This window comes from Janthinobacterium sp. LS2A (assembly GCF_036543145.1).
Classification (GTDB): Bacteria; Pseudomonadota; Gammaproteobacteria; order Burkholderiales; family Burkholderiaceae_D; genus Janthinobacterium; species Janthinobacterium aestuarii.
In genome coordinates this window covers 141,312-157,234 of sequence record NZ_JAZHPB010000009.1, presented here as the reverse complement: position 1 = coordinate 157,234, position 15,923 = coordinate 141,312, and the positions used below count along the sequence as shown (strand labels likewise).

Here is a 15,923-nt window from a genome sequence, read left to right as displayed (position 1 = left end):
GGGCTACCTCATGCAATCTGTTGAAAACATTCCCCCGCGCGCACCGTCGCGCTGGCCCATGGCGCTGGCGTTTTCGTTCAGCGCCATCGTGCTGCTGGCCATCGGCCTGCTGGCCTGGCGCGCGCCGTTCGAGACGGCATGCGCCATCGATGCGCTGATCTTCTTGCTGCTGATGCTGCTCGTGGCGCTGTACCGGCGCACCCTGGCGGCCAGCCTGCCGCGCCAGCTGCTCAAGGCGGGCGCCTTGCAGGATGCGATTTTCAACAGCGCCAATTTCTCATGCATCGCCACCGATGCGCAGGGCGTGATCCAGATTTTCAACGTGGGCGCAGAACGCATGCTGGGCTATGCGGCGAGCGACGTGGTCGACAAGCTGACGCCGGCCGGTATTTCTGATGCGCAGGAAATCGTTGCGCGCGCCGCCGCCCTCAGTGCCGAACTCGACACCGTCATCACGCCTGGCGTGGAAGCGCTCGTGTTCAAGGCCACGCGCGGCATCGAAGACATCTATGAACTGACCTACATCCGCAAGGATGGCAGCCGTTTCCCCGCCATCGTCTCCGTGACGGCCTTGCGCGATGCGCAAAGCAAGGTCATCGGTTACTTGCTGATCGGCACGGACAACACGGCTCGCAAGCAGGTCGAGGCGGAACAGGCCTTGCTGGACCAGCGCCTGCAGGAGCAGCAGGCGTACACGCGCTCGCTGGTCGAGACCAACAATGCTGAGTTGAAGAAGGCGCGCCAGGTGGCGGAAAAGGCCAACCGCGCCAAGTCCGAATTTCTGTCGAGCATGAGCCACGAATTGCGCACGCCGCTGAATGCCGTGCTGGGCTTTGCGCAGCTGATGGCGTCCGACGTGCCGCCACCGAGCCCGCCGCAGCAGCGCTCGATCGAGCAAATCCTCAAGGGCGGCTGGTATCTGTTACGCCTGATTAATGAAATCCTCGACCTGGCCATGATCGAATCGGGCAAGGTCACCTTGTCGCAGGAAGCGATGTCGCTGCTCGACGTGTTGCAGGATTGCCAGGCAATGATCGCGCCGCAGGCGGAAAAGCGCGGCATCCGCATGCATTTCCCCCGCTGCGGCCAGGCCTTCTATGTGCATGCGGACCGCACGCGCGTGAAACAGGTTATGGTCAACCTGCTGTCGAACGCCATCAAGTACAACCAGGGCGGCGGCGCCGTCACCGTCGAATGCAGCCGCCATGGCGAGCGTGTGCGCGTGAGCGTGCGCGACAGTGGCGCCGGTCTCGATGCGGGCCAGGTGGCCCAGCTGTTCCAGCCCTTCAACCGCCTGGGCCAGGAAAACAGCACGGAAGAGGGCACGGGTATCGGCCTCGTCGTCACCAAGCAGCTGGTCGAATTGATGGGCGGCACTATCGGCGTCGACAGCACGGTCGGCGTGGGCACCACGTTCTGGTTCGAGCTGGCCGCCAGCAGTGCGCCGGCCCTGGTGCTGGGCGATGGCGACGCGCTGCCGCAGGTGCAGGAGCCGCAGGAAAGCCAGCGCACCTTGCTGTACGTGGAAGACAATCCCGCCAACCTGGCGCTGGTGGAGCAATTGATCGCCCGCCGCAGCGATTTGAAACTGCTCACGGCCATCGATGCGCACCTGGGCATCGACCTGGCGCGCACGTATCAGCCGGACGTCATCCTGATGGACATCAACTTGCCCGGCATCAGCGGCTTTGGCGCCCTGCATATCCTGCATGACGACCCGCTCACGAGCCATATTCCCGTGATGGCCCTGTCGGCCAACGCCGTGCCGCGCGACATCGAGAAGGGCCTGGAAGCGGGCTTCTTCCGCTACCTGACCAAGCCGATCAAGGTCGTCGAATTCATGGATGCGCTCGACGTGGCCCTGCACCATGCGGCCGCGCACGGCCTGGCCGACGACATTCACGCAGTACGCTAATTCAGCATTTATTTTTAGGAATACCGCCATGCTTCAAGCCACCGAGATCCTGAACGCCAGCATCCTCATCGTTGATGACCAGGAGGCGAACGTCATGCTGCTGGAACAGGTGCTGCGCAATGCCGGTTATACGCGCATCACGTCCACCATGGACCCGCAAGCCGTGCGCGCGCTGCACCAGCAGCACCGCTACGACCTGATCCTGCTCGACTTGCAGATGCCGGAAATGGATGGCTTCGAGGTGATGGAAGGCTTGCGCGACATCGAGGCGGGCAGCTATCTGCCCGTGCTGGTGATCACGGCCCAGCCCGGCCACAAGCTGCGCGCGCTGCAAGCGGGCGCCAAGGACTTCGTCAGCAAGCCGTTCGACCTGGTGGAAGTCAAGACGCGCATCCACAACATGCTCGAAGTGCGCCTGCTGTACCAGAAGCTGGCCGAATACAACAAGTCGCTGGAACAGATGGTGGAAGAGCGCACGGCGGAACTGCGCGAAAGCGAAGCGCGCTTCCAGCGCTTCACGGAACTGTCGTCCGACTGGTACTGGGAACAGGATGCGCAGGGCAATCTGACGCGCTTTTCCGGCCCCGTGGCTGAAATGCTGGGCATCGGCAGCGAGCAGGAGCCGCAGCGCTGGAATGCCACCGAGCGCGCCTTGCTCGACGCAAAAATTGCCGCGCGCGAACCGTTTCTCGATTTCATCTACAGCCGCGCCAATCTCGACGGCAGCACGCAGTACCTGCAAGTGAGCGGCGAACCGATGTTCGACAATGGCAGCCGCTTCATCGGCTACCGCGGCATCGGCCTCGATGTCACGGAGCGCCATCGCATTGCCTGATTTATACTGGGTGCTATCGATACTGACCAGGAAAAATCATGACTGACAAATCAACGCCGCAATACTGGTTCCCCGCCAAGACCTATGGCTGGGGCTGGGGCTTGCCCATCACCTGGCAGGGCTGGCTGGTGTTCCTGGCCGCGCTGGCGCTGTTCGCCTGCGGCGCTTTCCTGTTCCCGCCGCAAACCATGCTGGTCGGTTACATCGTGTATGAAGTGGCCATCGTTGCCGTGCTCATTTTCATCTGTCAGCTGAAGGGCGAACCGACCAGCTGGCGCTGGGGCAAGAAGAAGTAGAGCGATGTACAAAGACGACACCTGCAAGAAATCATCTGGCCGCGCGGCGTGAACCGCGTATAATTGGCTCGCTGCCGCAAGGCGGCAAACGCTAGGGGTCCTGCCTTTCGCTGTGGAAACACAGTGCAAGCGCGGGTGAGAAATACCCTCCGAACCTGATCTGGATAATGCCAGCGAAGGGAAGCTTTAGGATGAACGCACCCCGCCTTTCCGCGTGCGTGATTCCGAACCTCCTTAGCTGGCTCCAGGCTTAAAAATAGTCTAGCCAAGGAGCCAAAATGAACGCCAACCCGAAATTCCTCTCCGCCACCGCCACGGTCGACGAAGCCGCCATCGCGCCGCTGCCCAATTCGCGCAAGATCTATGTTGAAGGCAGCCGCCCCGACATCCGCGTGCCCATGCGCGAGATCAGCCAGTCCGATACGGAAGCATCGTTCGGCGGCGAAAAGAATCCGCCGATCTACGTCTATGACACTTCCGGCCCGTACACGGACCCGGACGTGCAGATCGACATCCGCTCGGGCCTCGATACGCCGCGCCTGCCGTGGATCGTCGAACGTGCCGATACGGAAGAATTGCCGGGCCCGACCTCCGACTACGGCATCGCCCGCCTGGCGGACCCGAAGCTGGCCGAACTGCGTTTCAACCTGCACCGCAAGCCGCGCCGCGCCATCGCCGGCAAGAACGTGACGCAAATGCACTACGCGCGCCAGGGCATCATCACGCCGGAAATGGAATTCGTGGCCATCCGCGAAAACATGCGCCGCCAGGAGTATTTGCGCGAGCTAAAAGCGTCCGGCCCCATGGGCGAGCGCCTGGCCGACCTGATGGGCCGCCAGCATCCGGGCCAGTCGTTTGGCGCCAGCATCCCGGCCGAGATCACGCCGGAATTCGTGCGCGAGGAAATCGCCCGCGGCCGCGCCATCATCCCCGCCAACATCAACCATACGGAAGTCGAGCCGATGATTATCGGCCGCAATTTCCTCGTGAAAATCAACGCGAATATCGGCAACTCGGCCGTCACCTCGTCGATCGGCGAGGAAGTGGAAAAGATGACCTGGGCCATCCGCTGGGGCGGCGACAACGTGATGGATCTGTCCACCGGTAAACATATCCACGAGACGCGCGAATGGATCGTGCGCAACAGCCCCGTGCCGATCGGCACCGTGCCCATTTACCAGGCACTGGAAAAGGTCAATGGCAAGGCCGAAGATTTAACTTGGGAAATCTTCCGCGACACCCTGATCGAGCAGGCCGAGCAGGGCGTCGATTACTTCACCATCCACGCGGGCGTGCTGCTGCGCTATGTGCCGATGACAGCCAAGCGCCTGACGGGCATCGTGTCGCGCGGCGGCTCCATCATGGCGAAATGGTGTCTGGCACACCACCAGGAATCATTCCTGTACACGCATTTCGAAGAGATTTGCGAAATCATGAAAGCGTACGACGTGTCGTTCTCGCTGGGCGACGGCTTGCGCCCGGGTTCCATCTACGACGCCAACGACGAGGCGCAGCTGGGCGAACTGAAAACCCTGGGTGAGCTGACGCAAGTCGCCTGGAAGCACGACGTGCAAGTGATGATCGAGGGGCCTGGCCACGTACCGATGCAGCTGATCAAGGAAAACATGGACTTGCAGCTGGAACAGTGCGGCGAAGCGCCGTTCTATACGCTGGGGCCATTGACGACCGATATCGCGCCCGGCTACGACCACATCACTTCGGGCATCGGCGCGGCCATGATCGGCTGGTATGGCACGGCCATGCTGTGCTACGTGACGCCGAAGGAACACCTGGGCCTGCCCAACAAGGCGGACGTCAAGGACGGCATCATTACCTACAAGATTGCGGCGCACGCGGCCGACCTGGCCAAGGGCCATCCGGGCGCGCAAATCCGCGACAACGCCCTGTCGAAAGCCCGCTTCGAATTCCGCTGGGACGACCAGTTCAACATCGGCCTGGATCCGGACAAGGCGCGTGAATTCCACGATGAAACCCTGCCCAAGGATTCGGCCAAGGTGGCGCATTTCTGCTCCATGTGCGGCCCCCATTTCTGCTCGATGAAGATCACGCAGGAAGTGCGCGAATACGCGGCCGGCATGGGCATCGCGGAAGACAAGGCGCTCAAGCAGGGCATGGAAATCAAGGCCATCGAATTCATCAAGAACGGCGCCGAGCTGTACCGCAAGGTCTGAGGGAGGGCGTGATGACTGCAATGATCAACATCACGCTCAACGGCGCACCGCACCAGGTGCCGCCGGGGCAAACCCTCGATCAACTGATCGCCGCGCTGTCGCTGGAAAACCAGGCGCTGGCGCTGGCCGTCAACCGCAATGTCGTGCCGCGCAAGGCGTGGCAGGGGCAGGTCTTGCAAGTACAAGACCAGGTTGAAATAGTACGCGCGATTGGCGGCGGCTAAGTTCAGAATAGACAAGGAAATGCACATGAATACCGCAACACATAAGGATCTGCTGACCATCGCAGGCAAACAGTATCAATCGCGCTTGCTGGTCGGTAGCGGCAAGTACAAGGATTTGCCGCAGACGCGCGAAGCGACGGATGCGGCCGAGGCGCAGATCATCACGGTGGCGATCCGGCGCGTGAATATCGGGCAAGACCCGAACGCGCCCAGTCTGCTCGATGTCGTGCCGCCCGACCAGTACACGATTTTGCCGAACACGGCCGGCTGCTACAACGCCAAGGACGCCGTCTACACCCTGCAACTGGCGCGCGAGCTTCTGGGCGGACGCAATCTGGTGAAACTGGAAGTGCTGGGCGATGAAAAGACCCTGTTCCCGCACATGCCGGAAACCTTGATCGCGGCCGAAGCGCTGGTCAAGGATGGCTTTGACGTGATGGTCTACTGCAGTGACGACCCGATCCAGGCGAAGATTCTGGAAGATATCGGCTGCGTGGCCGTCATGCCGCTCGCGTCCCTGATCGGCTCGGGCATGGGCATTTTGAATCCGTGGAATTTGTCGCTGATCATCGACCAGGCGAAAGTGCCCGTGCTCGTCGATGCCGGCGTGGGCACGGCGTCGGATGCGGCCATCGCCATGGAACTCGGCTGCGATGGCGTGCTGATGAATACGGCCATTGCCGGCGCGCGCGACCCCGTGCGCATGGCCCACGCGATGAAGCTGGCCGTGCGGGCCGGACGCGAAGCGTTTCTGGCGGGACGCATGCCCCGTAAATTTGCCGCGTCGCCATCGTCGCCGATGGCGGGCCGTCTGGCGTGACGGTGCCGATGCGCCGCACTGTGCTCGTGTTTGCCGGCGCCGATCCGTCGGGCGGCGCCGGCATCGCCGCCGATATCGTGGCCATTGCGGCGCAGGGCGCGCATGCCTTGCCCGTCATCACGGCGCTGACGGTGCAGGACAACGACAGGGTCTTCGGCGTCGAGCCGGTGGCGCCGGAATTGCTGCGCCGTCAGGCACAGGCGCTGATCGACAAGATCAGCATCGATGCCGTGAAGATCGGCATTCCCGGCAGCGCCGCGAATGCGGCCGTCATCGCGCAACTGATCGCGCAATTGCGGCTGATTCGCCCAAGCTTGCCTGTCGTGCTAGACCCCGTGCTGGCCAGCGGCCATGGCGACGTGCTCAGCCGGGGCGATGCCGTGCTGGCGCTGGCGCCCTTGCTGCCGGTGACGACCGTCATCGTACCGAACGGGCCGGAAGCGCTGGCCCTCGGTGGCGCAGACAATTTACTTGCGCAAGGCTGCCGGAACGTGCTGGTGACGGGCGGCCATGGCGAAGGCGAGGTGATCGTCAACCGCTGGCTCGATGGCGCTGGCAGCGAGCGTGAGTGGCGCTGGCCGCGCTTGCCCGGCGAATTTCACGGCAGCGGCTGCACTTTGGCGTCCGCCATCGCGGCGCGCCTGGCGCAAGGCATGCCGATGCAAGAGGCACTCGATGGCGCGCAACGTTATTGCCATGCGGCCCTGGCCGGCGCCTATGCGATTGCGCCAGGCCAGCTGATGCTGCAACGATTCATTCAATAAGGAAAATATCATGCGTGGACTGTATCTGGTCACCCCGAACTGGGACGACACCGACCGCCTGCTCGACGTGAGCGAGCAAGCCTTGCAGGAGGGCGTGGCCTTGCTGCAATACCGCCACAAGAGCGCGGAAGCGGATCAGCGGCGCGAGCAGGCGGGCGCCTTGCTGGCGCTGGCCCGCAAGTATGGCGTGCCTTTCATCATCAACGACTTCATCGAGCTGTGCGAAGAGCTCGACGCGGACGGCGTGCACGTGGGCGGCACGGATGCGTCCGTCGCGCAGGTGCGTACGCGCCTGGGCAAGGACAAGATCGTCGGTGCCTCGTGCTATGGCGACATGGCCTTGGCACGAACGGCTGAGGCGGGCGGCGCCAGCTATGTGGCCTTCGGCGGCTTTTATCCGTCGCTGGTGAAAAAGTATCCGGTCACGACACCGCTCGACATCGTGCTGCAGGCCAAGCGCGAGATCGCCTTGCCGTGCGTGGTGATTGGCGGCATGACGCCGGAGAACGCCGCGCCGCTGGCCGCGCGCGGTGCCGACATGGTGGCGGCCATCAGCAGCGTCTACCAGGCGGACGATGTGGATATTGCGGTGCAGCAATTCAATCACTTGTTTGCGGCGTGAGCATGGACGTGCGGGGCTGGTTTGGGGGAATAATCGGCATATAATAAGAACATCATTCATTACCGAGGTCCCCCACCCATGAGCCAGCCAGCCGCCGCGAAACGCCTTATCCTGATCGTTGACGATGACCAGCTCCTGTTGGAGTTCCTCGGCGAAGTCCTGCGCCATGCCGGCTACGAAACAGCCTTGGCCCATTCGGCCGAAGTGGCGCTGCAGCTGATCGCCCAGCGCGAGCCGGACCTGGCCTTGCTCGACATCCACATGCCGGGCATGTCCGGCCTGGAACTGGCCAAGCGTCTGCATGGCGAGACGGCCGTGCCGTTCATGTTCCTGTCCGGCAGCGGCGACAGCGAGTCGGGCAAGCAGGCGGCCGCCTACGGCGCCGTCGGCTATGTGGTGAAACCCGTCGACGAAGGCCGCTTGATGCCCGCGTTCGAAGCGGGCCTGGCCCGTGCGGACGAAATCCGCCAGCTGCGCCGCACCGAGCTGAACCTGAACGCGGCGCTGGCGGCCGGCCGCGAAACGAGCCTGGCAGTCGGTTTACTGATGGGAAAATTCCAGACGGACCGCAACACGGCCTTCGAAGTGTTGCGCGACCACGCCCGTTCCAGCCGCCGCAAGATCAATGAAATTGCCAGCCAGCTGCTGCTGGCCGAGGAAACCCTGAACGGCTTGCACGGCGCCTTTTTGAACCGCGCGAAAACCAAGTAAGCGTTTTACTGGCGCCTGCTTTGCTATGATGTGGCGATACGGCGCGCTGGCGCGCCCGGTTCAACCATACTCAGCACACACCACAGGACACACATGAAAACCAAAGCAGCGATTGCATGGAAGGCGGGCGCGCCTTTGACCATCGAAGAAGTCGACCTGGCCGGCCCGCGCGAGGGCGAGGTACTGGTCGAGATCAAGGCCACCGGTATTTGCCATACCGATTACTACACCTTGTCGGGCGCCGATCCGGAAGGCATCTTCCCGTCCATCCTGGGCCATGAAGGCGCCGGCATCGTCGTCGACGTGGGCCCGGGCGTGAAAAGCCTGAAAAAGGATGACCACGTCATTCCCCTGTACACGCCGGAATGCCGCCAGTGCAAATTCTGCCTGTCGCAAAAAACCAACTTGTGCCAGTCGATCCGCTCGACCCAGGGCCGCGGCCTGATGCCGGACGCCACCTCGCGCTTTTCCATCGACGGCAAGCCCATCTTCCACTACATGGGTACGTCCACGTTCTCGAATTACATCGTCGTGCCGGAAATCGCTCTGGCGAAGATCCGCGAAGACGCGCCATTCGACAAGGTCTGCTACATTGGCTGCGGCGTCACCACCGGCGTGGGCGCCGTGTTGTTTACGGCCAAGGTCGAGGCGGGCGCCAACGTGGTCGTGTTCGGTCTGGGCGGCATTGGCTTGAACGTGATCCAGGCGGCCAAGATGGTCGGCGCGGACAAGATCATCGGCGTCGACATCAACCCGGCCCGTCAGGCCATCGCGCGCAAGTTCGGCATGACGCATTTCGTCAACGCCAACGAGGTGGAAAATGTGGTCGACACCATCGTGCAGCTGACGGACGGCGGCGCCGACTATTCGTTTGAATGCATCGGCAACACCACCACCATGCGCCAGTCGCTCGAGTGCTGCCACAAGGGCTGGGGCCAGTCCATCATCATCGGCGTGGCGGCGGCCGGCCAGGAAATTTCCACCCGTCCATTCCAGCTGGTGACGGGGCGTGTGTGGAAAGGTTCCGCCTTCGGCGGCGCACGGGGACGCACGGACGTGCCGAAGATCGTCGACTGGTATATGGAAGGCAAGCTCAACATCGACGATTTGATCACGCACCGCCTGAAGCTCGACGACATCAACCAGGGCTTCGACCTGATGAAGAGCGGTGAATCGATCCGCTCCGTCGTGCTGTACTAATACATTACGCCGTACCACGGCGTTTTTGCGGGGGCTGCGGCCTCCGTTTTTTTTTGCCCGGCGTTCCATCCATCGTCCGTGTCTGCCATCCAGGCAGGTCTTTTTGCAGCCTGTCGCACCGCGCTGGAGCCGTGCTCCATCCGCCGCTAAAGTCAATGCTCCACTACTTTTGCGACGAGGCAGCCATGTCCACTTCCTACCGTTTGATCCTCAGCCTGGCCGGTATCCTGCTTGGCGGCAGCGCGCTGGCCGTGCAGCCGCCGCAGCCGCCCACGCCGCCTGTCCCGCCGGCCGCACCCAGCGTGCAGGTCAGCCGTTCGATCGACAAGGGCGAAAGCTATGCGCTCGTCGATGGCGCCACGGATAGCGAGGGCATCATCGTCGTCGACAGTGATATTCACTCGCAGCAGGTGGAAAAGCTCAAGCGCTCGATCAAGGGGCCGTTCCTGTGGTTCCGCGACCAGGGGCAGGCCTATGTGCTGCAGGATGCGGCCTTGCTGGGCAAGGTGCGCACGGCATGGCAGCCTTCGAAACAGCTCGGCAAGGAGATGAGCGCGCTCGGCGATCAAATGGGCGCGCATGGCAAGGCCATGGGCGAAATGGGCCGCAAGATGGGTGCCCGCAGCCTGGAAAAAGGCAGCGCGCGCGAGTCGGAACAGCTGCGCGCGCTGGGCCGCCAGCAGCAGGAGCTGGGCCGCAAGCTCGGTGACGCCTCGCGCCGCCAGGCGCTGGCGACGAGCGACACGGCGCGCCGCGCGGCCGAGCGCGACGTGGAACACCTGCAGCAGCAGATGGAAGATGCGCAGGAAGAGATGGAAGAGATCAACGACCGCATCGCCGACGTGCACGAGCGCGAGGCCGAGAAAGCGGAGCAGATGTCGCGCCAGATGGAGCAGCGCAGCAAGCCGATGGAAGCGCTGGGCAAGCAAATGGGCGACCTGGGCCGCCAGCAGGAAAAAGTCGTCAAGATCGCCGACAAGACCACGCGCCAGGTAATCGCCCAGGCGCTCAGCGAAGGCAAGGCGAAGCTGGTGCGCTAAGCAAGATTCCAGGTGGCGGCCACGGCGCGGTATTGCGCCGGCAACTGCTTCCTGGCGTCGTCCTCGCTGGCATACACGTCATCCTGCACCGTTTCCCACTGCGCATCGCAGCTGAAACGGTAGACGCGCGCTTCGTCTGCGTAGCGGCACACGGCCAGGCCGTGGATGGCGGTGGGGGCGCCACCATGCTCGTTGGTGATGTGGCCGAAGGGCAGGTCGGACCAGGCCCAGGCCAGTACGCGGGCGCCGTCGAGGTGGGTCGGTGGTGTCATGGTATGCAGGCTGCGGTGTCGGGATGGCGATTGTAGCGCGCGTGGGTAAAATGCCGCGACCGCTGGACAAATGCACAGTATTTTTAGCCATGCCGGTATAATCACGGGATGCAAAATCTTCTTCACAACCTCAATCCCGAACAATTGGCTGCCGTCACCTTGCCGGCGCAGCATGCGCTGATCCTGGCGGGCGCTGGTTCAGGCAAGACCCGCGTGCTGACCACCCGCATCGCGTGGCTGATCCAGACCCAGCAGGTATCGCCACCCGGCATCCTGGCCGTGACGTTTACCAATAAAGCCGCCAAGGAAATGCTCACGCGCCTGTCGGCCATGTTGCCGATCAATACGCGCGGCATGTGGATCGGCACTTTCCACGGCCTGTGCAACCGCTTGCTGCGCACGCACTACCGCGACGCGGCCTTGCCGCAAACGTTCCAGATCCTCGACTCACAGGATCAATTGTCGGTGATCAAGCGCTTGTTGAAGGCAAACAACATCGATGATGAAAAATTCCCGCCGAAGACGGTGATGTATTTCATCAACAATGCCAAGGACCAGGGCTTGCGCGCCACGGATGTGGAAGCGTACGACGCGCACGAGCGCAAGATGGTCGAGCTGTACCAGCTGTACGACGACCAGTGCCAGCGCGAAGGCGTCGTCGATTTTGCGGAATTGCTGCTGCGCACGTATGAATTGCTGAGCCGCAACCAGCCGCTGCGCGAACACTACCAGGCCCGTTTCCGCCATATTCTCGTGGACGAGTTCCAGGATACGAACAACCTGCAATACAACTGGCTCAAATTGCTGGCCGGCCACGGCAGCCGCGATGGCGGCGCCCTGTTCGCCGTCGGCGACGATGACCAGAGCATCTACGCGTTCCGTGGCGCCAACGTGGGCAATATGAGCGCCTTCGAGCACGAGTTCCAGGTCAAGAACTTGATCAAGCTCGAGCAGAACTACCGCTCGCACGGCCACATCCTCGACAGCGCCAACGTGCTGATCGCGAACAACAGCAAGCGCCTGGGCAAGAATCTGCGCACGGACGCGGGCCATGGCGAGCAGGTGCGCGTGTATGAGGCCAGTTCCGACTTGCAGGAAGCGCAGTGGATCATCGAAGAGGCGAAAAGCCTGATCGCCGATGGCGCTTCGCGCAGCGAAATCGCGATCTTGTACCGCTCGAATGCGCAGTCGCGCGTGATCGAACACGCGCTGTTTTCGGCCGCGATTCCGTATCACGTGTATGGCGGTCAGCGCTACTTCCAGCGCGCCGAGGTCAAGCACGCGATTGCCTATTTGCAGTTGATGGACAATCCGCACAACGATTCGGCCTTCTTGCGCGTGGTCAATTTCCCTACGCGCGGCATCGGCATGCGCTCGATCGAGCAATTGCAGGCCGCCTCGGAACAGTACGGTATTTCGCTGTACGCCTCCGTGCCGTATGTGGCGGGCAAGGCGGGCAGCGTGCTGGCCGGCTTCGTCAAGCTGATCGAAGGCGTGCGCTTTGAAACGCAGCAATTGTCTCTGCCGGAAATGGTCAGAGTGGTGCTGGAATCCAGTACCTTGCTCCAGCATTACCAGAACGAAAAAGAAGGCGCCGACCGCATCGAGAACTTGGAACAGATGGTCAGCGCGGCCAGCCAGTTCATTTCCGAGGAAGGTTTCGGCCAGGGCGCGCCGGCCCACTTGGGCCCTGCCGCCCAGGCGCAGTCGGGCGCGCCCGTCGTCAACCAGGATGGCATCGAAATCCTGGACGCGGACGCGCCGCTGCCGGCCGTGATGTCGCCGCTGTCCGCTTTCCTGTCGCACGCGTCGCTGGAAGCGGGTGACAACCAGGCGCAGGCGGGCCAGGATGCGCTGCAGATGATGACGGTGCACTCGGCCAAGGGCCTGGAATTCGACAACGTGTTCATTACCGGCCTGGAAGAGGGCCTGTTCCCGCACGAAAGCAGTTCGAAGGAAGACAATGGCGTGGAAGAGGAACGCCGGCTGATGTACGTGGCCATCACACGCGCGCGCAAGCGGCTGTACATGAGCTTTTCGCAGACGCGCATGCTGCATGGCCAGACACGCTACAACATGAAATCGCGCTTCTTCGACGAATTGCCGGAAGAATCCTTGAAATGGCTGTCGCCGAAGGTGCAGGCAAACTGGTTCGGCAACCGCAAGTCGGCCTGGGACGAGGCGCCGCGTGTGGTCAGCCTCGGTTCGGACAATGCGATTGCGCAAAAGATCGCGCAAAAAGCCACGGGCGGCGGCTGGCGCATCGGCGAATCCGTGGCGCACGCCAAGTTCGGCGAAGGCGTGATCGTCAATATCGAAGGCGGCGGCGGCAATGCGCGCGCGCAAATCAACTTTGGACAGCACGGCATGAAGGTGCTGGACCTGGGGATTGCGAAGCTGGAACGGCTGTGAAGGTCACCCGGCACCACCGCGGGCGCTAACAATGTTGTCGGATTACGCGTGGCCTTCGGCCCCGCTAATCCGACCTACTGGCCGGTCGCGTAGGTCGGATTAGCGAAGCGTAATCCGACACCATTGCTGGCCTCGCAGCGTCGGATTACGCGGCCGACCGGTGTCTGACGATCACTCGCCGGTCTTGTCCAGCGACACCGTCTTGCTGTCATCGACGGGCAGGCCGAAGATCTGGCGGTAGGCGGCGTAGAACGAGCAATGCATGATGATGGTCAAGATCATCGACAGCGGCATCATCAGTTGCATCATCAGCTGCGTGCGGCCAAAGATGACGGCCAGCAACTGGCTGGTGACGATGCTGATGGCGAACCAGGTGGCGGCGAAGACGATGAAGGCCGACAGCGAACGCCAGACGGCGAAAAAGCTGAAGAACAGCGCCTTGCCCAGGCTGATGCGTTGCCAGTAGATCAGCGGTGCGGCAAAGCAGAAGGCCATGGCGGCAGGCACGTACATCGCGATGGCCAGCAGGATGCCGAGGCCCAGGCGCGATTCGGGGATGGCGGCGCGTGCCGCTTCTTCCGTCAGTTGCCCGGTGACCAGTTTCCACAGCAAACCGTCGTCCACCAGGGTCGAGGCGCCGATGGCGACGATGGCCATCAGGATGTACAGCACGCCCAGGCCGAACAGGGAAGGAAAAGCGGGCTTGCGGAAGCCCGAGATCAAGAGGCTGGGCAGGACGCGCTTGCCCTGGTCGATATTCAGGCAGCCTTGCACGAAGGCGACGGAAAACACGGGGACCAGGATGACGGGCAGCAATTGGCCGAGCACAGGCACGATGCTGACGGCCAGCATGCAGAACATATAGCCGAGAAACAACATCGACATGCCGCCAGGTTGCTTGCGAAACAGGGCAAAGCCTTGTTTCACCCATTGCCAACCTGTACTTGCAGGTAATTTTTCCATTTTTAAAACAGTTCCGGAGCAGGTGTGGCAATACGTTCGCGCAGAATGCGTTCGAAATGCGTGGGATCGTGCGGGGTCAGCATTTCCGCTTCGCGCGGCTGGTAATAATCGTACAGGCGCGACAGCCAGAAGCGCAGTGCGGCGGCGCGCAGCATCGGTTGCCATGCCGTTTGTTCTTCATGCGTAAACGGGCGCACGGCCTGGTAGGCGTCGAGCAGGGCGCGCACTCTTTCGGTATCGAGCACCCCCGTGGCCAAGTCCACGCACCAGTCGTTGACGGTGACGGCCACGTCGAACAGCCACGTGTCGCAGCCGGCAAAGTAAAAGTCGAAAAAGCCTGTCAGTTGCTCGCCGTCAAACATGACGTTGTTGCGGAACAAGTCGGCATGCACGGGGCCGCGCGGGATGGCTTTATAGGTATCGCAGGCAGCAAAGGCGTCCTGGAAATGGATTTCCGCGCGCAGCAAGTGCGCTTTGGCATCGTCGAGGTGATGCAAGACCAAAGGCGTGGTGGCGTTCCACCAGTCCAGTCCCCGCAAATTCGGCTGCTGCAGGGGGAAATCCTGCGCCGCCAGATGCATCTTCGCCAGCATGGCGCCGACGGCCGCGCAATGCACGGCTTGCGGCGCCATCTGCGAGCTGCCGTCGAGTTTGCTGACGATGGCGGCCGGCTTGCCTTGCAGGGCCGTCACCAGTTCGCCATCGGCATTGGCGATCGGCGCCGGCACCAGTACGCCCCGGTCCGCCAAATGGCGCATCAGTTGCAGATAGAACGGCAATTGCTCGAAGCTGAGGTTTTCAAAGATCGTCAGCACATACTCGCCGCGCTCCGTGCTCAGGAAAAAATTGCTGTTTTCGATGCCGGACGCGATGCCCTTGAGCGCCAGAGGTTTGCCGAGTGGAAACTGCGTGATCCACTGGCCGATATCGTCCAGGTGTAGCGCGGTAAAAACTGCCATGGGAAAGAGGGGAATGGTCTAAAAGGTCAAAAAAAGCCGGCTGCCCCGCAGATGGCCGGGGCAGGGCAGAAGAGAGTGGCTGCTTACTTCGCTGGTGCGGGTGGTGCTGGCGCGTCCGCTGCCTCTTCATCGCGTTGTTTCTGTTTCTTCTTGCCCAGGTCAAATTCCAGCACTTTCCATTGCGGGCCGCGCAAGGCGTTGCCGTTGGCCTGGTCGCCACCGGCGGCCGGCTTCATGTAATAGGTGCTGCCGCCGCTCGTGACTTTGACTTCGGACGTCACGCCCGCTTCGCGTTTTTCGGTGATTTGCTGCTTGGCCGCCGCTGGCGCCACGGTGATCGGTGCTTCGCCCATTTCCTCGATACGTTCGAGCTGTGGCGGCGCGTCGCTCGGTTTGGCCGGCGTCTGGGCGCTGGCAATGGCCGAACATGCCAGCAGGGGCAGGGCGAGGAATGTCCAGAGTGTCGATGTACGCATCATGATGGGTTCGCTTCCATGTGTGGGACTGCAGCGCGTGCAGTGTGTAATGCCGTCAATTTATCTATAAGGCATTGTAACAAACTGGTAGGCAATGCTGTTTAAATGTGCCGAAATGGCTGGCAACGGCAGCCCGCCCGCACGCACGGGGCCGCCAGCTTGCTAAAAACGCCAGGAACGGCAAGAGTTGCGGCCGGTGGCGCGGCCCTAAACTCTGCGATA

16 protein-coding genes and 1 riboswitch are annotated in these 15,923 nt (G+C 62.2%); of the genes, 12 read left to right on the top strand and 4 right to left on the bottom strand.

The features are described 5' to 3' along the window. The first annotated feature begins 10 nt into the window (after positions 1-10). From V3C40_RS23305 to V3C40_RS23255, 11 genes are all read left to right on the top strand, one after another. Positions 11-1,915, top strand: a complete 1,905-nt coding sequence (locus tag V3C40_RS23305) for a PAS domain-containing hybrid sensor histidine kinase/response regulator (protein ID WP_331778650.1) — start codon at positions 11-13, stop codon at positions 1,913-1,915. A gap of 28 nt (positions 1,916-1,943) precedes the next feature. Next, entirely contained in the window at positions 1,944-2,750 is an 807-nt protein-coding gene (locus V3C40_RS23300; protein ID WP_034749183.1) for a response regulator, read from the top strand. 38 nt (positions 2,751-2,788) lie between these two features. Further along, positions 2,789-3,046: a hypothetical protein gene (locus tag V3C40_RS23295; protein ID WP_034749180.1), complete on the top strand. Its 258-nt coding sequence runs from the start codon at positions 2,789-2,791 to the stop codon at positions 3,044-3,046. Positions 3,047-3,129: 83 nt separating this feature from the next. Further along, positions 3,130-3,245: riboswitch (TPP riboswitch) on the top strand. Between the two features lie 79 nt (positions 3,246-3,324). Beyond that, the gene (gene thiC, locus V3C40_RS23290) at positions 3,325-5,238 is read left to right on the top strand and encodes a phosphomethylpyrimidine synthase ThiC (RefSeq protein ID WP_331778649.1); all 1,914 of its coding nucleotides are present in this window, start codon (positions 3,325-3,327) and stop codon (positions 5,236-5,238) included. Between the two features lie 20 nt (positions 5,239-5,258). Further along, positions 5,259-5,462, top strand: coding sequence for a sulfur carrier protein ThiS (thiS, locus tag V3C40_RS23285; protein ID WP_331778693.1), 204 nt, complete (start codon positions 5,259-5,261; stop codon positions 5,460-5,462). A gap of 25 nt (positions 5,463-5,487) precedes the next feature. Beyond that, on the top strand, positions 5,488-6,282 hold the full coding sequence (locus V3C40_RS23280) for a thiazole synthase (protein WP_331778648.1): 795 nt from the start codon (positions 5,488-5,490) through the stop codon (positions 6,280-6,282). Positions 6,283-6,290: 8 nt separating this feature from the next. Then, positions 6,291-7,046, top strand: coding sequence for a bifunctional hydroxymethylpyrimidine kinase/phosphomethylpyrimidine kinase (thiD, locus tag V3C40_RS23275; RefSeq protein WP_331778647.1), 756 nt, complete (start codon positions 6,291-6,293; stop codon positions 7,044-7,046). 10 nt (positions 7,047-7,056) lie between these two features. Next, positions 7,057-7,668: a thiamine phosphate synthase gene (thiE, locus tag V3C40_RS23270; RefSeq protein ID WP_331778646.1), complete on the top strand. Its 612-nt coding sequence runs from the start codon at positions 7,057-7,059 to the stop codon at positions 7,666-7,668. 78 nt (positions 7,669-7,746) lie between these two features. Further along, positions 7,747-8,379, top strand: coding sequence for an ANTAR domain-containing response regulator (locus tag V3C40_RS23265; RefSeq protein ID WP_034749164.1), 633 nt, complete (start codon positions 7,747-7,749; stop codon positions 8,377-8,379). Between the two features lie 93 nt (positions 8,380-8,472). Further along, positions 8,473-9,579 carry an S-(hydroxymethyl)glutathione dehydrogenase/class III alcohol dehydrogenase gene (locus tag V3C40_RS23260; RefSeq protein ID WP_034749160.1) on the top strand — a complete coding sequence of 369 codons (1,107 nt, stop codon included), beginning with the start codon at positions 8,473-8,475 and terminating at the stop codon, positions 9,577-9,579. Positions 9,580-9,764: 185 nt separating this feature from the next. Continuing rightward, on the top strand, positions 9,765-10,619 hold the full coding sequence (locus V3C40_RS23255) for a hypothetical protein (RefSeq protein ID WP_331778645.1): 855 nt from the start codon (positions 9,765-9,767) through the stop codon (positions 10,617-10,619). Here the strand turns inward: V3C40_RS23255 and V3C40_RS23250 are convergent. Next, entirely contained in the window at positions 10,616-10,891 is a 276-nt protein-coding gene (locus V3C40_RS23250) for a hypothetical protein (RefSeq protein WP_070305793.1), read from the bottom strand. The two genes, V3C40_RS23255 and V3C40_RS23250, sit on opposite strands and share 4 nt — an antisense overlap. A 108-nt stretch (positions 10,892-10,999) precedes the next feature. Here V3C40_RS23250 and V3C40_RS23245 point away from each other — a divergent pair, with 108 nt between their 5' ends. After that, positions 11,000-13,303: a UvrD-helicase domain-containing protein gene (locus tag V3C40_RS23245; protein ID WP_331778644.1), complete on the top strand. Its 2,304-nt coding sequence runs from the start codon at positions 11,000-11,002 to the stop codon at positions 13,301-13,303. A gap of 171 nt (positions 13,304-13,474) precedes the next feature. Here the strand turns inward: V3C40_RS23245 and V3C40_RS23240 are convergent, their stop codons facing one another. From V3C40_RS23240 to V3C40_RS23230, 3 genes are all read right to left on the bottom strand, one after another. Next, the gene (locus V3C40_RS23240; RefSeq protein ID WP_331778643.1) at positions 13,475-14,266 is read right to left on the bottom strand and encodes a BPSS1780 family membrane protein; all 792 of its coding nucleotides are present in this window, start codon (positions 14,264-14,266) and stop codon (positions 13,475-13,477) included. Positions 14,267-14,268: 2 nt separating this feature from the next. Next, the gene (locus tag V3C40_RS23235; protein ID WP_070305787.1) at positions 14,269-15,225 is read right to left on the bottom strand and encodes a homoserine kinase; all 957 of its coding nucleotides are present in this window, start codon (positions 15,223-15,225) and stop codon (positions 14,269-14,271) included. Between the two features lie 83 nt (positions 15,226-15,308). Further along, the gene (locus V3C40_RS23230; RefSeq protein ID WP_034749142.1) at positions 15,309-15,704 is read right to left on the bottom strand and encodes a hypothetical protein; all 396 of its coding nucleotides are present in this window, start codon (positions 15,702-15,704) and stop codon (positions 15,309-15,311) included. Between the last annotated feature and the right edge of the window lie 219 nt (positions 15,705-15,923).